The organism is Polynucleobacter sp., assembly GCF_044342855.1.
Taxonomy (GTDB): domain Bacteria; phylum Pseudomonadota; class Gammaproteobacteria; order Burkholderiales; family Burkholderiaceae; genus Polynucleobacter.
Genome location: NZ_JBIIPA010000021.1, coordinates 1 through 17442 on the forward strand (window position 1 = coordinate 1; position 17442 = coordinate 17442).

General features: G+C 46.8%; 17 protein-coding genes. 12 read left to right on the forward strand and 5 right to left on the reverse strand.

The window, feature by feature from the left end:
* Positions 1 to 488: DDE-type integrase/transposase/recombinase (locus tag ACIQZ3_RS07720; protein ID WP_397391908.1), on the forward strand; the 488-nt coding region annotated here is incomplete at its 5' end.
* Between the two features lie 307 nt (positions 489 to 795).
* Positions 796 to 1080: an H-NS family nucleoid-associated regulatory protein gene (locus ACIQZ3_RS07725; RefSeq protein ID WP_397391909.1), complete on the forward strand. Its 285-nt coding sequence runs from the start codon at positions 796 to 798 to the stop codon at positions 1078 to 1080.
* 88 nt (positions 1081 to 1168) lie between these two features.
* Here ACIQZ3_RS07725 and ACIQZ3_RS07730 read toward each other — a convergent pair whose 3' ends face one another.
* A complete protein-coding gene (locus ACIQZ3_RS07730) occupies positions 1169 to 1870 on the reverse strand; it encodes an excisionase family DNA-binding protein (protein WP_397391911.1) in 702 nt (233 codons plus the stop codon).
* A gap of 297 nt (positions 1871 to 2167) precedes the next feature.
* Here ACIQZ3_RS07730 and ACIQZ3_RS07735 point away from each other — a divergent pair, with 297 nt between their 5' ends.
* From ACIQZ3_RS07735 to bamC, 9 genes are all read left to right on the forward strand, one after another.
* Positions 2168 to 5023, forward strand: a complete 2856-nt coding sequence (locus ACIQZ3_RS07735; protein ID WP_397391913.1) for a 2-oxoglutarate dehydrogenase E1 component — start codon at positions 2168 to 2170, stop codon at positions 5021 to 5023.
* A gap of 43 nt (positions 5024 to 5066) precedes the next feature.
* Positions 5067 to 6281 carry a 2-oxoglutarate dehydrogenase complex dihydrolipoyllysine-residue succinyltransferase gene (gene odhB, locus ACIQZ3_RS07740; protein WP_397391915.1) on the forward strand — a complete coding sequence of 405 codons (1215 nt, stop codon included), beginning with the start codon at positions 5067 to 5069 and terminating at the stop codon, positions 6279 to 6281.
* Positions 6282 to 6292: 11 nt separating this feature from the next.
* Positions 6293 to 7729 (forward strand): dihydrolipoyl dehydrogenase, encoded by a 1437-nt coding sequence (lpdA, locus tag ACIQZ3_RS07745; protein WP_397391917.1) that lies wholly within the window; start codon positions 6293 to 6295, stop codon positions 7727 to 7729.
* Positions 7730 to 8833: a cell division protein ZapE gene (gene zapE / locus ACIQZ3_RS07750; RefSeq protein WP_397391919.1), complete on the forward strand. Its 1104-nt coding sequence runs from the start codon at positions 7730 to 7732 to the stop codon at positions 8831 to 8833.
* A gap of 9 nt (positions 8834 to 8842) precedes the next feature.
* Positions 8843 to 9691: a 3',5'-nucleoside bisphosphate phosphatase gene (locus tag ACIQZ3_RS07755; RefSeq protein WP_397391921.1), complete on the forward strand. Its 849-nt coding sequence runs from the start codon at positions 8843 to 8845 to the stop codon at positions 9689 to 9691.
* Between the two features lie 57 nt (positions 9692 to 9748).
* Positions 9749 to 10951 carry a tryptophan--tRNA ligase gene (locus ACIQZ3_RS07760; protein WP_397391923.1) on the forward strand — a complete coding sequence of 401 codons (1203 nt, stop codon included), beginning with the start codon at positions 9749 to 9751 and terminating at the stop codon, positions 10949 to 10951.
* A gap of 9 nt (positions 10952 to 10960) precedes the next feature.
* Positions 10961 to 11524, forward strand: coding sequence for a class I SAM-dependent methyltransferase (locus tag ACIQZ3_RS07765; RefSeq protein WP_397391925.1), 564 nt, complete (start codon positions 10961 to 10963; stop codon positions 11522 to 11524).
* Between the two features lie 76 nt (positions 11525 to 11600).
* Positions 11601 to 12473 carry a 4-hydroxy-tetrahydrodipicolinate synthase gene (gene dapA / locus ACIQZ3_RS07770; protein ID WP_397391983.1) on the forward strand — a complete coding sequence of 291 codons (873 nt, stop codon included), beginning with the start codon at positions 11601 to 11603 and terminating at the stop codon, positions 12471 to 12473.
* Positions 12473 to 13618, forward strand: a complete 1146-nt coding sequence (bamC, locus tag ACIQZ3_RS07775) for an outer membrane protein assembly factor BamC (RefSeq protein WP_397391927.1) — start codon at positions 12473 to 12475, stop codon at positions 13616 to 13618. The genes dapA and bamC overlap by 1 nt, the downstream gene beginning before the upstream one ends.
* 71 nt (positions 13619 to 13689) lie before the next feature.
* Here the strand turns inward: bamC and ACIQZ3_RS07780 are convergent, their stop codons facing one another.
* Together ACIQZ3_RS07780 and ACIQZ3_RS07785 are read right to left on the reverse strand one after the other, a co-directional pair.
* Positions 13690 to 13863: a hypothetical protein gene (locus ACIQZ3_RS07780; RefSeq protein WP_397391929.1), complete on the reverse strand. Its 174-nt coding sequence runs from the start codon at positions 13861 to 13863 to the stop codon at positions 13690 to 13692.
* A gap of 115 nt (positions 13864 to 13978) precedes the next feature.
* Positions 13979 to 15205 (reverse strand): cupin domain-containing protein, encoded by a 1227-nt coding sequence (locus tag ACIQZ3_RS07785; protein ID WP_397391931.1) that lies wholly within the window; start codon positions 15203 to 15205, stop codon positions 13979 to 13981.
* Between the two features lie 44 nt (positions 15206 to 15249).
* Here ACIQZ3_RS07785 and ACIQZ3_RS07790 point away from each other — a divergent pair, with 44 nt between their 5' ends.
* On the forward strand, positions 15250 to 15840 hold the full coding sequence (locus ACIQZ3_RS07790) for a peptidylprolyl isomerase (protein WP_397391933.1): 591 nt from the start codon (positions 15250 to 15252) through the stop codon (positions 15838 to 15840).
* Between the two features lie 10 nt (positions 15841 to 15850).
* On the opposite strand, the gene cysE is transcribed toward ACIQZ3_RS07790, so the two are convergent.
* Both cysE and ACIQZ3_RS07800 read right to left on the reverse strand, forming a co-directional pair.
* Positions 15851 to 16618 carry a serine O-acetyltransferase gene (gene cysE, locus ACIQZ3_RS07795; RefSeq protein ID WP_397391935.1) on the reverse strand — a complete coding sequence of 256 codons (768 nt, stop codon included), beginning with the start codon at positions 16616 to 16618 and terminating at the stop codon, positions 15851 to 15853.
* Positions 16619 to 16647: 29 nt separating this feature from the next.
* Positions 16648 to 17397, reverse strand: a complete 750-nt coding sequence (locus ACIQZ3_RS07800; protein WP_397391937.1) for an RNA methyltransferase — start codon at positions 17395 to 17397, stop codon at positions 16648 to 16650.
* Between the last annotated feature and the right edge of the window lie 45 nt (positions 17398 to 17442).

A 17442-nucleotide genomic window follows, 5' to 3' on the forward strand; every position in this document is an offset into this window, starting at 1 on the left:
TGGCTTTTGTGATTGATGTTTATGCCAGATACATTGTTGGTTGGCGGGTGAGTAGATCCATGGCCAGCAATTTTGTTCTTGATGCACTAGAACAGGCGCTGCATGCAAGGCAGCCAGATAAGGATGGCAGTCTGATCCATCACAGCGATAGAGGATCGCAATATGTCTCTATTTGCTATACGGAACGGTTGGCCTTGGCTGGCATTGCGCCTTCGGTGGGCAGCAAGGGTGACAGCTATGACAACGCCATAGCTGAAACCATCAATGGCCTATACAAGGCAGAAGTCATCCATCGCCGTGGGCCTTGGAAAACCAGAGAATCAGTGGAGCTAGCTACCTTGGAATGGGTCTCTTGGTTTAACAACCAAAGACGCTTAGAGCCCATTGGATATGTTCCTCCAGCAGAATATGCAGCATACTATTACCAGCAGCAAAAGCAGTGCCAACAGCAGCAAAGCAAGATGGGTCAGAATATCGACCTTACTTAAACCAAATGGCCTCTATGAAAGTCGGGGCGGTTCAAGCTGTGGTTTTTAATGAGGCTGGTGAGGTTACTGCTAAATCCAGCGGTACATTTATGCCCGGGAGATAGGGTTTATATATTTATACTAAATATAGTATTTATAATGATTATGTTAATTATTAAACCATAAATACTCTAATACGCTTATTTCTAAATGGTTATTAGTATTATTGAATATATATTTCGATTTATTAATATGTGTATATAATGACTATTCATGAATAGCTAATCCTAAGTTATTCCATAAAATTAATATTCGGAGAAATTAATACATGTCTTCCTATAAAGAGCTTTTAGCCCAACGTGAATTGTTGGATAAACAGATTAAAGAGGTCGTTTTGCGCGAAAAGGCTGATGGCATCGCTAAAGCCAAGCTCATCATTGAGCAATACGATTTAACAGCATCAGACTTGTTTGGCCGTAAAGCTGGTGCTCGTAGCTCTAGTGGCAAGGTTGCGCCAAAGTACCGCAATCCATCTACCGGTGATACTTGGACTGGTCGCGGTAAGGCTCCAAAATGGATTGAGGGTAGAGACCGTAGTAGCTTCTTGATCTAAGATACTGATTTAAATAGATTTAATATTTAAAAAGGCCGCTCAGTGCAAATTGAGTGGCCTTTAACTTTAGCGTATCGGGCCCAAGGCCTCAAGCACACTTTCGATTGAGAGCTTGGATAAATATAGGCTCCAATAGTTCGTGGCGGTTTCTATCTCCCAACGCAGCCTTAAGCTCTGGATTGGTGGCTGGGTAGCCAATAATGAGGGGATTTTGATCAATTAAGCCATTTTCAAGATCTTCCTGGAGGACTTCTGGGTATTGGGGCCTCACTCCAACTGTATTTTCATCTGCTAAGCCCATCACTCCGGGATGAAGGCGTATAAATTCCTCATCCACTAAAATAGGAATACGCTGTGTGTCCTTGTTTTTACTTAGATAATGGATCAAATGAACCTGCTCAACTGGCGGAATGAGGGCATCGAGAAATATCAAATCAGGGGACATCGATACCGCCTTCATGAGGCCCTCTAGGCTGTCTACTGCTACTTCCATATCCACCTTTAACTGCCAGCATTGAATGTATTCGATTAATTCATGGCTATTTTCAATTCTCCTGAATATCCCCATGGCAATGCAGTTTTGGGTTGTTTTTTGCCTCATAGCTTTTTTGCGACGAGCAAGTTGTTGATCTAAGGAGCTTGCCAGGATACGGCGGTGACCACCGCGCGTCTTCCAGGCGATTAATTCACCTAATTCAACCATTTTCTGAACGGTACCAAGTGATACTTGTAATACTTTCGCGCTTTGACGAGTGCTTAGATATTCCAATTCCGGGGTAATTTCTTTCATATATCCTTAATCTCATTAATTCATTTGAAGATTTAGAGAATACGAATCAAATCCAAGGGAATCTGTCAGGAGCAGCTTAAATCAGAGTAGGAAAATTCTTATTCGAGGGCAAAATAGGGAAATACCCCTGAGAACCCCTAGATCAGGGAAAGCCCTTTATGAATCAATGGGTAATCGTGTTAAATTAGCATCGTTGTAAGAGTATTCGCACAGATCAATTCGCAAAGCGGTTTAGCCGTAGAGCCAATGGTTTTAACCACAGTTTTTATTCGGGAAACCCGATGAAAGGTGAGCATCATGATGCAGCATCAAAGAGATAATTCCCATCTCTTCGGCGGTAACGCACCCTACGTAGAGGAACTCTACGAATCCTACTTGCACGATCCAGCTTCTGTAGCTGATCATTGGCGAGACTATTTTGATAATGTGAAGCAAATTCCAGCGGTCGATGGTTCATCTAGAGCTGATATTGCCCATGGACCTATTGTTGCTTCCTTTGCAGAGCGCGCAAAGCAGGGCCCAATTCGTACGGTGTCTGATTCAGCTGACTCTGCCATGGGCCGCAAGCGTGTAGCTGTTCAGCAGTTGATTGCAGCGTATCGTAACGTTGGTAATCGCTGGGCAGATATTGATCCGTTGAAGCGCACAGAGCGCCCGGATATTCCTGAGTTAGACCCCGCTTTCTATGGCTTTACTGACGGCGATATGGATATCGTCTTCAACACCAGCAATACTTTCTTTGGCAAGGCAGATATGTCCCTGCGGGATTTATTGCAGGCTTTGCGTGAAACCTATTGCGGCACTCTTGGTGCTGAGTACATGTTTATTGCTGACCAGAAGATTAAAAAATGGTGGCAAGAGAAATTAGAGTCCATTCGCTCAACGCCACACTTTAACGTTGACGAGAAGCGTCATATCTTAGATCGCGTTACTGCGGCAGAAGGTTTGGAGCGCTACCTCCAGGCGAAGTACGTTGGTCAAAAGCGTTTCTCGCTTGAGGGTGGTGAAAGCTTCATTGCCTGTATGGATGAGTTGATCCGTGAGGCGGGCGCTAAAGGTGTTCAAGAAATCGTGATTGGTATGGCCCACCGCGGTCGTTTAAACGTGCTTGTAAATACTCTAGGCAAGATGCCTACAGATTTATTTGCTGAGTTTGAGCATAAGGGTCCAGAAACACTTCCTGCTGGTGACGTGAAGTATCACCAAGGTTTCTCAAGTGATATTTCTACTCCAGCTGGTCCAGTGCACTTGTCACTCGCATTCAACCCATCCCATTTAGAAATCGTGAACCCTGTAGTAGAAGGTTCAGCTCGTGCTCGCATGGAGCGCCGCGGTGATCTATTGGGCGAGCAGGTTATGCCAGTGTTGGTTCACGGCGACGCGGCGATTGCTGGTCAGGGTGTCATGCAAGAAACTTTGGCAATGGCCGAGGTTCGCGGTTATTCCACTGGCGGAACAATTCACATTGTTATTAACAATCAGATTGGTTTTACTACATCTGATCCGCGCGATTTACGTTCTAGCTTGTATTGCACCGACATCATGAAAGTGATCGATGCACCTGTGCTGCATGTGAACGGCGATGATCCAGAGGCAGTTGTCTTGGCTACCAAATTGGCTGTTGAATTCCGTAGCCAGTTCCATAAAGACGTTGCAATTGATATTGTTTGCTTCAGAAAGCTTGGTCATAACGAGCAAGATACGCCCGCGATGACTCAGCCATTGATGTACAAAATTATTGCCGCCCACCCTGGGACACGTAAGTACTATGCTGATAAGTTAGAAGCGCAGGGTGTATTGCCAGCGGGCACTGGTGATTTGATGGTTAAAGAATACCGCGCCGCAATGGATGCCGGTAAGCAGACTTCAGATCCAGTATTAAGCAACTTTAAAGGTAAGTTCGCTGTAGATTGGTCTCCTTTCTTAAATAAGAAATGGACCGATGAGGCTGATACAGCTATTCCATTGACAGAGTGGAAGCGTTTAGCTGAAAAGATCTCTACTATTCCCGAGGATTTCAAGGCGCATCCATTGGTCGAGAAGGTTTACCGTGATCGTGCAGCGATGGGTCGTGGCGAAGCCAATATCGATTGGGGCATGGGTGAGCATATGGCTTTTGCATCCCTAGTGGCTAGTGGATATCCAGTGCGTTTGTCCGGCGAGGATAGCGGTCGAGGTACTTTCACGCACCGTCATTCAGTACTGCATAACCAGAATCGCGAGAAATGGGATACCGGCACTTATATTGCACTTCAGCATGTTGCAAAAGATCAAGCTCCATTCTTGGTGATTGACTCCATTCTTTCTGAAGAGGCTGTTCTTGGTTTTGAGTATGGCTATGCCGCTGCTGAGCCAAATACCTTAACTATCTGGGAAGCACAGTTCGGCGACTTTGCGAACGGTGCTCAAGTAGTGATTGATCAATTTATCGCATCAGGCGAGGTGAAGTGGGGTCGTGCTAATGGCCTCGTCATGATGTTGCCTCACGGTTATGAAGGTCAGGGACCAGAGCATTCATCTGCGCGTTTAGAGCGCTTTATGCAGTTATGTGCTGATACTAATATGCAGGTCATTCAGCCTACCACTGCAGCGCAAATCTTCCACGTATTGCGCCGTCAAATGATCCGTCAGTTCCGCAAACCGCTGATCTTGATGACACCAAAGTCATTGCTGCGTAATAAAGAAGCTGCCTCACCATTAACTGAATTCACAAAGGGCGGTTTCCAAACCATCTTGCCTGAACGTGATGAGTCTATTGATGGCAAGAAGGTAACTCGTTTGGTGATGTGTTCCGGTAAGGTCTATTACGACTTAGCAAAAACACGTTCTGAGAAGAAAATAGATGATGTTGCCATTATTCGCTTGGAGCAGTTGTATCCGTTCCCGCACAAAGCATTGACTGCTGAATTGAAGAAGTATCCGAACCTGCAAGAGGTTGTGTGGTGTCAAGATGAGCCGCAAAACCAAGGCGCTTGGTTCTTTGTTCAGCACAATATTCTGGAGAACATGTCTGAAGGTGCAAAGTTGGCATACGCAGGTCGTCCAGCATCTGCTTCACCTGCTTGTGGATATGCCCATCTTCATCAAGAACAACAGAAGTCTCTTCTTGCTGCAGCATTCGCAAAACTAAAGGGTTATGTCATTACGAAGTAATCGTAGACGTCACTCAATATACAAACACTAAATAGGATTAATCATGGCTATTTTTGAAGTTAAAGTTCCCCAACTCTCCGAGTCAGTAGCAGAAGCTACTTTGTTGCAATGGAAAAAGAAAGTCGGCGACGCCGTCGGTCAAGATGAGATCTTGATTGAAATCGAAACTGACAAAGTGGTGCTAGAGGTTCCAGCACCATCTGCCGGCGTCATTACAGAGATCGTGGTTGCTGACGGTGGTACTGTTATTGCTGAGCAATTGATTGCAAAGATTGATAGCACAGCTGTTGCTACTTCTGCTCCTGCAGCTGGAGCTGCTGCTCCGGCACCTGCGGCAGCTCCAGCCGCTGCACCTGCTAAAGCTGCACCAGCCGCTAAGTCGTCCGGCGCAGCTGCTGCACCATCAGCGGCAAAAATTCTTGCTGAAAACAATATTAGTGCTGGTCAAGTTGCTGGCTCTGGTCGCGACGGTCGTGTTACCAAGGGTGACGCACTTAATGCATTAGCTGGCGGCTCAACTTCTGCTGCTTTACCAAGCGCGCCAATTCCAACTGGTGATCGCCCAGAAGAGCGCGTACCAATGAGCCGTTTGCGTGCTCGTATTGCTGAGCGTTTGCTTGAGTCACAGGCAAACAATGCCATCTTGACTACCTTCAATGAAGTCAACATGGCCCCAGTAATCGCTATGCGTAACAAGTACAAAGATCAGTTTGAAAAAGTTCACGGTGTGAAGTTGGGTTTCATGTCGTTCTTCGTAAAAGCTGCCACTCATGCGCTGAAGAAATTCCCATTGTTGAATGCATCTGTTGATGGCAACGATATCGTGTACCACGGTTACTTTGATATTGGTATTGCCGTAAGTTCACCACGCGGCTTGGTTGTTCCAATTCTCCGTGACGTTGACCAAATGAATTTGGCTGATATCGAGAAGAAGATTGCAGAGTTCGGCGTCAAGGCGCGCGAAGGTAAGTTGTCATTAGAAGATTTAACTGGCGGTACATTCTCTATCTCTAATGGCGGCGTATTTGGCTCCATGCTTTCTACTCCAATTATTAATCCTCCACAGTCTGCAATCTTGGGTATTCATGCAACTAAAGAGCGTGCAGTGGTTGAGAATGGTCAAATCGTGATTCGTCCGATTAACTACTTAGCTTTGTCATATGACCATCGCATCATTGACGGTCGTGAGGCAGTGCTTGGTTTGGTAGCCATGAAGGATGCGTTGGAAGATCCTTCACGTCTTCTCCTTGATTTGTAAGAGAGAAGAACATGAGCCAATCATTTGATGTATTAGTTATCGGCGGTGGCCCTGGTGGCTACATCGCCGCAATCCGTGCAGCCCAACTGGGTTTTAAAGTTGCTTGCGCCGAATCGAATGCTTATGACGATCCAAAAGGCGAGATTCGCTTAGGCGGGACCTGCTTGAACGTCGGTTGTATTCCTTCCAAAGCTTTGCTTGCCTCTTCTGAAGAATTTGAGAAGATAAGTCATCACGTTGCCGACCATGGAATCACCGTAGGATCAGTGAAGCTCGACTCCGGCAAGATGATCGCTCGTAAGGATGCGATTGTGACAAAGATGACTGCTGGTATTCAGTTCTTGTTCCGTAAAAACAAAATTACTTTGTTAAAAGGGCATGCTTCTTTTGAAGGCAAGAGCGCTGATGGGTATCAAGTCAAGATTGACGGTAAAGACAAAGAAGTGGTGACTGCTAAAAATGTGATCATTGCTACGGGTTCTAAGGCGCGTCATTTGCCGGGCATTCCTGTCGATAATGTGTTGATTAGCGATAACGAAGGTGGCCTGAAGTTTGATTCCATTCCAAAGAAGTTGGGCGTTATTGGCGCAGGTGTAATCGGCTTGGAGTTAGGTTCAGTTTGGCGCCGTGTTGGTTCGGATGTCACTATTCTTGAAGCGCTCCCAACTTTCTTGGGTGCTTGTGATCAGGGTATTGCAAAAGAAGCGCAAAAGATCTTCACGAAGCAAGGCCTCAAAATCAATATGGGCGTCAAGATTGGTGAAGTTAAAGCCGACAAAAAAGGTGTTGTTGTTAACTACACCGACAGCGAAGGCAAGGCTCAGAAGTTAGAGTGCGACCGCTTGATCGTTTCTGTTGGTCGCGTTCCCAATACTGAAAAATTAGGCCTCGATAAGATTGGTCTCAAAGTGGATGAGCGTGGCTTTATTCCAATAGATGATCATACTTGTGCAACATCAGCTCCTGGTGTCTACGCCGTGGGTGACGTTGTTCGTGGACCTATGTTGGCGCATAAAGCTGAAGATGAAGGCGTGCTCGTTGCTGAAACTATCGCTGGTCAAAAGCCGCATATTGATTACAACTGCATCCCTTGGGTTATCTATACCGATCCAGAAATTGCTTGGGTTGGTAAAACCGAAGAGCAGCTCAAACAGGCTGGTATTGCTTACAAAGCAGGTCAGTTCCCATTTGCTGCTAACGGTCGTGCATTAGGCATGGATCGTGCCGATGGTTTTGTAAAAGTTTTAGCCGATGAAAAAACCGATGAAATCTTAGGTGTTCATATTATTGGACCTAATGCTTCTGATTTAATTGCCGAAGCTGCTGTTGCAATGGAATTTAAAGCGGCAGCTGAAGATATTGCTCGTATCTGTCACCCACATCCAAGCTTGTCGGAAGTGGTTCGCGAAGCAGCGTTAGCGACGGATAAACGTGCATTAAACATGTAATTGAAAGCATTAGAGTATTACCATCAAGAGTTAAAGGCGCGCGGGTATCAAAGTGATCCCGCGCAGCTTGCTGCCATTGAGCGCTTGCAGCGCTGTGAAGATGAGTGGATTGCTTATAAAGAAATCCGCAGTAGCAGCTTAAAAAAGAAACTGTTTAAACCAAAACTTCCCCGTGGTGTTTACCTGTGGGGTGGAGTAGGTCGCGGCAAATCTTTTCTGATGGATTGCTTTTTTGTGGCTTCGCCCTTAGAAAAAAAGATCCGCATTCATTTTCATGAGTTCATGCGAGAAGTGCATCGCGAGTTGCATGAGCTTTCTGGCTTGTCTGATCCATTGGATGAGCTGTCCAAAAGAATTGCCAAGCGCTATCGACTGATTTGTTTTGATGAGTTTCACATCAATGACATCGCAGATGCCATGATTTTGTATCGCTTACTGAGCGCGTTATTTGTGGATCGCGTCCAATTCGTTATGACATCAAACTATCAGCCAAGTCAGCTCTATCCCAATGGCTTGCATCGAGATCGCTTATTGCCGGCCATTAAGCTTCTGGAAGAAAAGCTAGACGTTATGAACGTTGACGCGGGTAATGACTATCGTCGCGTCCAGATGGCGCAAGTTGAGGCTTATCTCACACCGGTTAATGCTGAAACTCATGCAACCCTGATGCAAATGTTTCAGACCCTGATAGGTAACCAAAAAGAAACCGTCCGCCCAGTTTTACGGATTGAATCTCGAGAGCTAAGACCTCTGCACATGGCCGAAGGAGTGGTCTGGTTTGATTTTCAAATGCTATGCGGTGGCCCAAGGTCTCAAAACGACTATTTGGAGATTGCCAATCAGTTTCATACAGTGATCCTATCCGGCGTACCTTATATGCCCCCTAGGATGACTAATGAAGCCCGTCGCTTTATTTGGCTCATTGACGTCTTATACGACCATAAAATCAAATTAATCATCTCTGCAGAGGTTCCTGCGGTGGATCTGTACACCGAGGGTCAAATTACCAGCGAGTTCTCTAGAACGGTTTCTCGCTTGATCGAGATGCAATCCCGTGATTACCTAGATGCACCACGCCGGGTAATTGATACCAGCTTGACCTAAAATAGGGTCATGACCAGTAATTCCAGCCTAAACGCAGATTTACACTGCCACTCCGTTGTTTCTGATGGAACCTTAACGCCTGAGCAGTTGGCTGAGCGCGCCTATGCGAATGGTGTTCGTTTGTGGGCTTTAACCGATCATGATGAATTGGGTGGCCAGCAGAGAGCTCGGGCTGCGGCAAGTTCACTTGGCATGGGCTATCTTTCTGGAGTCGAGATTTCTGTGACCTGGATGGGTCAGACTATTCATATTATCGGCTTAGGAATTGATGCTACACATGCGGGAATCTTGGAGGGCTTACGCCGCACTCGCGAGGGCCGTGGCAATCGGGCTAAGCAGATGGCGGATCAGTTATTAAAGGCCGGCATACCTGGCGCCTATGAAGGTGCAATGCACTTTGCTGGAAATCTCGAGCTGGTTTCTCGTACACACTTTGCACGTTTTTTGGTGGAGCAGGGTGTCTGTCGTGATACAGATCAAGTTTTTAAAAAATACCTCGTTGAAGATAAGCCGGGTTATGTGCCGCACCTCTGGGCAAAACTAGATGATGCTGTTGCTTGGGTTAAAGGGGCGGGCGGGGTTGCCGTGATTGCACATCCAGGGCGTTACAAGCTGAGTTCCATGCAGATGGATGAGCTCTACAAGCACTTCAAAGAAATCGGCGGCATGGCCATTGAGGTGATTACCGGAAGTCATAGCCCAAATCAATACCAAACCTATAGCAAGATTGCTCAGCATTATGGTTTTTTAGCTTCTCGAGGTTCTGATTTTCATGACCCAGAAGAGAGTTATATTGATCTAGGCACTTTGCCGCATTTGCCAGACCACTTAACCCCGGTATGGTCACTATTTCAATAACTGATTTCTCCTATTTGCTTAACTAGTTTTAATTACCTTTAAAGAATAAAGATCAAGATGTTTGCAGAACGCGTTCTCTCTGGCATGCGACCAACCGGTAGCTTGCATCTCGGCCATTACCATGGCGTTTTAAAGAATTGGGTTCGCTTGCAGTCTGAGTATCCCTGCTACTTTTTTGTAGCAGACTGGCATGCCTTAACGACCCACTATGAAACTCCGGAGGTGATTGAGCAATCTGTATGGGACATGGTGATTGACTGGTTGGCTTGTGGTGTTGATCCAAACCAAGTTACCTTATTCATTCAGAGCAAAGTGCCTGAGCATGCAGAGCTATTTTTGTTGCTGTCCATGGGTACGCCTTTGGGATGGTTGGAACGTGTGCCAACGTATAAAGATCAAATCGAAAAACTCAAAGAAAAAGATTTGCAGACCTACGGGTTCTTGGGTTACCCTTTGCTACAGGCTGCCGACATTCTTATGTATCGCGCACAATTTGTACCGGTTGGTGAAGATCAAGTCCCTCACGTAGAGATGACGCGTGAAGTAGCGCGCCGCTTTAACTATCTTTATGGTCGTGAGCCTGGCTTTGAAGAGAAGGCGCTAGAGGCAGTTAAAAAATTAGGCAGTAAGCGCGCGAAGATGTACGCTGAATTACGTGTTGCATTTCAGGAGCGGGGCGATGATGAGGCCTTAGAGCAGGCTAAGGCTTTGCTGCAAGAGGCGCAAAGTCTCTCGATGGCCGACCGTGAAAGACTGTTCGGTTTCTTGGAAGGTGCTCGCAAAATTATTCTTCCTGAGCCACAAGCCTTGCTGACAACTTCATCACGTATGCCTGGTATTGATGGGCAGAAAATGTCTAAGTCTTACGGGAACACGATTAGCATTCGTGAAAATCCTGAGGATGTAATCAAGAAGATCAGAACAATGCCTACCGATCCTGCGCGAGTACGCAGAACTGATCCAGGTGATCCTGCGCGCTGTCCTGTATGGCAGCTGCATACTGTCTATTCCAATGAAGATACTAAGACTTGGGTTCAAAAAGAATGTCAGTCCGCAGGCATTGGATGTTTGGAGTGCAAGCAACCTGTAATTGATGCCATTCTTGCCGAGCAGCAGCCAATGTTCGAACGTGCTCAAAAGTACCTAGACGATCCTAGCTTATTACGATCCATCATTGCGGACGGTTCCGATAAGGCGCGTAAGGTTGCCCAGGAAACTATGCGCGAGGTCCGAGAGTCAATGGGCTTAGCGTACGACTAAGGCCGCCCTTTGAGTTCAACGCATGATGTCATTACAGATGCCTCTCCTTGGGTAAGGCGTTTTGCTCCAACCATTCCAAAGGGTGGGGTGGTTCTGGATCTAGCTTGTGGGGCAGGCAGGCATTCTGTTTTGCTGGCATCTCAGGGCCAGAATGTTTTGGCTATTGACCAAGACATTTCTGCTTTAGGCTCCCTGAAAAATGACCTCGTTCAAACTCAAGAGCTCGATCTTGAGAGCTCTGATTGGCCCTTGCTAGGCAAGAATTTTTCAGGGATTGTGGTCACGAATTACCTTTACCGCCCATTTTTAGATGAATTGCCCAAAATGCTCTGCGAGGACGGCGTCCTAATCTATGAAACCTTTGCAGATGGGAATGCTCAATTTGGCAAGCCTTCCAACCCCGATTTCTTGTTAAAACCGGGCGAACTGCTTGCTTTGGCAGGCCGATCGGGCTTGAAAGTGATTGCTTATGAGGATATTTACCTCGACCAAGCTAAACCAGCCATGGTTCAGCGGATTTGTGCCGTAAAAGGCCATTTAAAAGGGTGCATTCCGTTACAATTTGGTGGTTAACATTCAGATAATTCAGACACATTCAGTGACTAATACAACACAATCCAAAGCTAGTAAAAAACCTATCGCAGGCAGTATGCCTGCCATTGTGACGCCAATGTTTGAGGATGGAAGTCTGGATTTTCCAGCCTTACGTTCACTATTAGATTGGCATGTTGCCGAAGGTTCGGATGGCATCGTCATTGTTGGTACGAGCGGTGAATCCCCTACTGTGTCGGTTGAAGAGCATTGTGAGCTCATTAAGACGACGGTCGAACACATAGCTGGGCGTATTCCAGTCGTTGCCGGCACGGGTGGTAATTCAACTACGGAGGCAATTGAGTTAACTCAGTTTGCTAAATCTGTTGGTGCTGATGCAAGCCTCCAGGTTGTTCCTTACTACAACAAACCAACGCAAGAGGGCATGTACGTCCACTTCAAAAAAATTGCTGAATCAGTCGACTTGCCTGTGATTCTGTACAACGTTCCAGGTAGAACGGTTGCTGATCTTGCAGGCGAAACTACTGTGCGCCTAGCAGGTGTTCCTGGAATCATCGGCATTAAAGATGCTACCGGAAGCATTGAGCGCGGCACTTTATTATTAGCCGATCTCAAGCACGCTGGCCATCAAGACTTCTCTGTATTCTCGGGTGATGATCTCAGTGCTTCAATGCTCATGCTCATGGGTGGTAAAGGCAATATTTCTGTGACTGCAAATATCGCGCCACGTTTGATGCATGAACTCTGTCAGGCTGCGATGTCTGACGATATAGTTAGAACACGCGCAATTCAATATCAATTACTGGCTGTTCATAAAGCCATGTTTACTGAGGCAAATCCAATTCCTGTGAAATGGGCTCTGCATGAGATGGGCAAAGTCACAGCTGGAATTCGTTTACCTTTAACCCCTTTAAGCGTTGCTTTGCGGGAACCTTTGAAGACTGCAATGAAACAGGTTGGCTTACTATGATGAATTTGATGCAAATCTTGCGCCAACATTGCGCAACTCTATTGATGATTTCTTTAGCAAGCGCTTCTTTGCTTGGCTGCAAATCTGTTGCAACCAATGACACTGTTGATTACAAGTCCGCTGGTGCAGTTCGTGGACCTAATTTGTCTTATCCACCAGACCTCATTACTGCACAAGCTGATCGCCGCTATATCGTTCAGGATGGTTCTGCCACCATGTCCGAATACAATGCCACAGTGAAAAAATCTGTACAAACACGTAAGAATGTAATGACCGGTATACCTGGTATGCGTATCGCTCGTGATGGAGAGCGTCGTTGGCTGGTAGTGGAAAAGCCAGCTCCGGAGCTCTATCCGCAGATTAAAGATTTCTGGCGGGAAAATGGTTTCTTGTTGGTCATTGACTCACCGTCAACTGGCATCATGGAGACTGACTGGGCTGAGAATCGTGCCAAAATTGCCCAGGACTTTATTCGCAATATTATTGGTGGCGCCTTAGACTCAATCTATGACACCGGTGAGCGTGATAAGTACAAGACACGTCTTGAGGTGAGTAAGCCAGGTGAAACTGAGGTTTACATCACCCAACGCGGCGCCATCGAAAAATGTACTACTGATAGTACTGGCAGCTGTATTTCTACTATTTGGACAGCCCGCCCAAATGATCCTGAGTTAGAGGCTGTAATGTTGGCTCGTCTGATGGAGCGCTTGGGCATGACTCAAGAGATGGCCAAGGCTCAAGTAGCGGCACCACTAGGCCCCAAGACACCAAAAGCAAAGTTAGTTCAAGAGGGCCTTAATACTGCCCACATTGAAATGGCTGCAGGTTTTGATCGCGCATGGCGTGATACAGGGCTTGCTTTGGATCGCTCGAACTTTACTGTTGAAGATCGCAATCGTGCAAACGGTGTTTACTATGTTCGTTATGTTAACCCTAAGGATTTGGGTGGTACTAAAGGATTCTTCCCCAATTTATTTAGTAGCAAGGACGAGTCTAGCTTGAAGGCTAAGAAGTACCTTGTAGTTGTTAAGTCAACCGGGGATAATTCTTCAAGTATCTATGTTCAAGATACTGACGGTAAGCCAGAAAATACTGCGGCTGGATTGCAGCTCCTGACTTTGCTTACGGAGCAGATGGCTCGATAGTCAATTAGATTCCAAAATAATAAACAATAAAAAAGCCGCTTTTCAGCGGCTTTTTTTCTTCGAGAAGAAGATTACTTCTTAGCGTCAGCAGCTGGAGCAGTAGGAGCGTCAGCAGCAGGAGCGTCAGCAGCAGGAGCGGCTGCAGGAGCAGCAGGAGCAGCTTCTACAGGTTTTGCTTCTTCTTTTTTACCGCAAGCGGCCAAAGCGATTGCCAACATTGCTACGAGTGCGAGTGACTTCTTCATTTGTAACTTCCTCTTAAAAAATTATCATTAATAACCGGTTATTAATACTTAGAAAGTACAGGGTTACCCCTTAGGTACTTTCCAGAAAACATTATAGCCATCTCTGATTCCGAAGTTAAAAAACTAACCACCCAGCTTCAAATGCTTCAAAAAGGCTATCATTTTCCTCAATTTTGACCATGGAGCCCTGAAATTGCTTCTTGGAAGCAAGTGCGCGCCATGCCTTTTGTGTGGCCCCGGTTTGCCCGGTTGTTACATCTTCGCCGTTGCAATAGACCCTTGCGCCCAAGGTCAAGAGCCTTGTTTGTGGGTGTGGTTTCAAGGCTTGCTTGGTTAGCTGAATCCCAAATTCTTTGGGCGAAAGTTCCCGTGCGGTTCCGTCAAAAAAGGCCTGGGGCTTTGGCTCGCTAAGATAGGCCGCAATTCCGGGCAGGAAAGTCTCTATGCGGTCCAGTTTTAGGTTGTTTAATTTTTGCGCCACTTGTTTGATGAGCTCTTCTGGAAGTTGCTCGGCCTGACTGGTTGCTGTTTGCTTGGGGTCGGCAAAGCGCTTTTCTAGCTCTGGTAAATTTTCAAGAGATTCTGCTAAACGCCATAAACCTTCCTGCAATATTTCCTTGTAGCTCTGAGCCCTGAATCCAACCGACCAAGTCTGGCAACCTGCATCCAAGGCAATCCCATCATGAGCAATATGTGGTGGCAGATAAAGCATATCGCCTGGCTCTAAATCCCACTCGTGCTCAACTTGAAAGCGCTTCAAAATCTTTAATGGAAGATCGGGGTTCAGGCTTAAATCTTTTTGCTCGGAAATACGCCAACGCCTGCGTCCCGACATCTGAATTAAAAAGACATCATATGAATCATAGTGCGGGCCAACGCCGCCGCCAAGGCCGGCAATGCTGATCATCAAATCGTCTAAGCGTGCATCCGGAATAAACCGAAACCAAGAAAGAATTTTTGCTGCAGCAGGATGTCGTGCTTCCATTCCCTGAAGTAGTAAGGTCCAGTCTGGCGAGTTCAGTGAAGGGATCGATTTCTTTTTAAATGGACCGTCCGTAAAGGTCCAGGGTTTTGCTTTGATTAATCTTGATTCAACCGCGTCATTGCTTGATATTTTGAATAATTCTTCCGCTGATATTGCGCTTCCCAAGGGTTCGCCCTGGCGCTTAGCAAGTTTAAAAGCAGGGATCGCGCCGCGGACTAAAAGCGGCTTTTTATGCCAATAGGATTTCATGAACTGCTGTGGGCTATTGCCCCCCAGAAGGGCCCATGGGCGATCTAGTGGGAGATTTTGGGGTGCCTGTGGCGGATCGTAGGGCTTGCTCAAGTAAAATGCAGTCATATAAGTAAAAAGCTGTTTAAAACACAATGTTGAATGAATTACGCATGAAGATCGAAAAAAATACCGTTGTATCCCTGCGCTACAAATTAACCGATGCGCAAAACAATATTATCGAGGAACCAGATTCTCCGATGGTATACCTGCATGGTGGATATGAGGGTACTTTCCCCAAGATTGAAACCTTATTAGATGGTCGGGATGTGGGCTATGAGGCCGGTATCCAGCTGGAGCCAAGCGAGGCCTTTGGTGAGTATGATCCTGAGTTATTAAAGATTGAGCCACGCGCACGATTTCCTGAGCCTTTGGAAGTGGGCATGCAGTTCGAGGGAGTTCCTGATGCTGAAGCTGAGGGCGATACTGCTGATGCAGATGATGAACCTCTGATTTATACGGTTACCGATGTTGCTGACAGTCAAGTGGTTTTAGATGGGAATCACCCGCTTGCTGGAATGGCGCTCCGATTCTGGGTTCAGGTGGAAGATATTCGTGCTGCTACTGATGAAGAGATTGAGAATCGTCATCCTGAGGGTGGCGAAGCATTTGCGTTTGGAATGCCCGATGATTCCGATGATGGTGATGTTGAATTTGCAGGCGATGTTTCAAATCCCGGCGGCTCATCACCAACTCTGCATTAGGATTAAGAAGCTACTCTTTAAGCCATTCCTTTAAAGCGCCTAGGTCACGCTTGGTGTCGCTTGATTCGCTGGCATCCGATGCTGGTGTATTACTCAGTTTTGCTAGAGCCTTTTCCAACAGCGCAATTTTGGCCTCTTGCTCAAGGGTGGCGTCGATCAAGCCTTTTAATGCCATAGACACTGGATCATCTACATTGGGTGTTACGCCATAAGCAGAGAAGTATTCTTTGGCCTTGCTATCTGGTGTACTTGCCTGCGGTAAATCTGAATGCAAGATACGCGCAGGAATCCCCACTGCAGTTGCTCCAGCAGGAATTTCTTTGAGTACGACGGCATTGGATCCAACGCGTGCACCATCACCTACGCTAAAGCCTCCGAGCACTTTGGCGCCTGCGCTAATAACAACGCCTTTACCTAAAGTGGGGTGACGCTTCACACCTTTGTAAAGCGAAGTTCCACCCAGAGTGACGCCTTGATAAATGGTGCAATCATCACCAATCTCTGTGGTCTCGCCAATGACGATGCCTAGGCCGTGATCTAAAAATACTCGACGACCGATCTTTGCGCCAGGATGAATTTCAATACCGGTAACAAAGCGGGCTAGCATCGACAGTAGTCGCGCGATCCACTTAAGGCCTAAGTTCCAAAGACCATGAGATGCCCGATGAATCCATACAGCATGCAAACCTGGATAGCAGGTAATGACCTCTAAGCGATTTCTAGCGGCAGGGTCACGAACAATGATGGAGTCGACTTGGTCGAAAAGCGAATTAAACATAAAGCGATTTTAACGGGTAAAGGCTAAATTTATTTTCTCAACAGCATCTGCTTGGCAATCCCACGCAGAAGATCGATTTCTTCTTTGTGGAGGCGAGCTCTAGCAAAGAGGGCTTGCAAGCGGGGCATGAGCTTCTTGGGATTGGCGGGGTCAAGATAACCAATAGCCTCGAGACCTTCGCGCCAGTGCTCTAGCATGGCGGCTACAGCTGCTGGATCTGCATAATCTACTTGTTCGCTATTCGAGTTTGTGGACTCAAGAGCAACATCCTTTTCTAGGGATTCTCTAAGGGTGAAGGCGCAAACCATCATGGCTTGGGCTAGGTTTAATGAGGGGTAGAGTGGGTTGGCATCAAGCCACACACGATGTGTACAAAGGGACAGATGATGGTTATCTAGCCCAGTCCGTTCAGGGCCAAACAGGAGCGCAACCCGCTGATTGCCCGCTATGGCGGCCTGAATCAGGGGGCGAGCATCTTGCCAATTCATGGCTGGTGGGCCAAATTCACGATCACGACTAGTCAAGCCCAAGACCAGACCACAGTCTTGAACAGCGGACTCTAGGGAAGGGGATTCCTGGCTGGATTCCAATATATCCCCGGCACCGCTTGCTAAGGCAATAGCCTCGGGTGTTCCCGCAACCCCTGGAATCTTTGGTGAAATCAGGCGCAGATCACTAAACCCCATGGTTTTGAGTGCGCGAGCAGCCGAACCTACGTTTCCAGGGTGGCTGGTTTCAACTAGAACCCAGCGTAAGAGCTGTGCCTGTGCGCTATTCATATTGAAAAGATTTCTTTAAGGGCTTGGGAGTTCAAAGGGGCAATC

Excerpts from the sequence above, each read along its gene's own strand:
- ACIQZ3_RS07780 (WP_397391929.1), bottom strand. The coding sequence starts at position 13,863 with ATGAAGAAGTCACTCGCACTCGTAGCAATGTTGGCAATCGCTTTGGCC.
- ACIQZ3_RS07725 (WP_397391909.1), top strand. The coding sequence starts at position 796 with ATGTCTTCCTATAAAGAGCTTTTAGCCCAACGTGAATTGTTGGATAAA.
- ACIQZ3_RS07760 (WP_397391923.1), top strand. The coding sequence starts at position 9,749 with ATGTTTGCAGAACGCGTTCTCTCTGGCATGCGACCAACCGGTAGCTTG.
- ACIQZ3_RS07755 (WP_397391921.1), top strand. The coding sequence starts at position 8,843 with ATGACCAGTAATTCCAGCCTAAACGCAGATTTACACTGCCACTCCGTT.
- dapA (WP_397391983.1), top strand. The coding sequence starts at position 11,601 with ATGCCTGCCATTGTGACGCCAATGTTTGAGGATGGAAGTCTGGATTTT.
- ACIQZ3_RS07800 (WP_397391937.1), bottom strand. The coding sequence starts at position 17,397 with ATGAATAGCGCACAGGCACAGCTCTTACGCTGGGTTCTAGTTGAAACC.
- ACIQZ3_RS07785 (WP_397391931.1), bottom strand. The coding sequence starts at position 15,205 with ATGACTGCATTTTACTTGAGCAAGCCCTACGATCCGCCACAGGCACCC.
- ACIQZ3_RS07790 (WP_397391933.1), top strand. The coding sequence starts at position 15,250 with ATGAAGATCGAAAAAAATACCGTTGTATCCCTGCGCTACAAATTAACC.
- ACIQZ3_RS07730 (WP_397391911.1), bottom strand. The coding sequence starts at position 1,870 with ATGAAAGAAATTACCCCGGAATTGGAATATCTAAGCACTCGTCAAAGC.
- lpdA (WP_397391917.1), top strand. The coding sequence starts at position 6,293 with ATGAGCCAATCATTTGATGTATTAGTTATCGGCGGTGGCCCTGGTGGC.
- cysE (WP_397391935.1), bottom strand. The coding sequence starts at position 16,618 with ATGTTTAATTCGCTTTTCGACCAAGTCGACTCCATCATTGTTCGTGAC.
- odhB (WP_397391915.1), top strand. The coding sequence starts at position 5,067 with ATGGCTATTTTTGAAGTTAAAGTTCCCCAACTCTCCGAGTCAGTAGCA.
- ACIQZ3_RS07735 (WP_397391913.1), top strand. The coding sequence starts at position 2,168 with ATGATGCAGCATCAAAGAGATAATTCCCATCTCTTCGGCGGTAACGCA.
- bamC (WP_397391927.1), top strand. The coding sequence starts at position 12,473 with ATGAATTTGATGCAAATCTTGCGCCAACATTGCGCAACTCTATTGATG.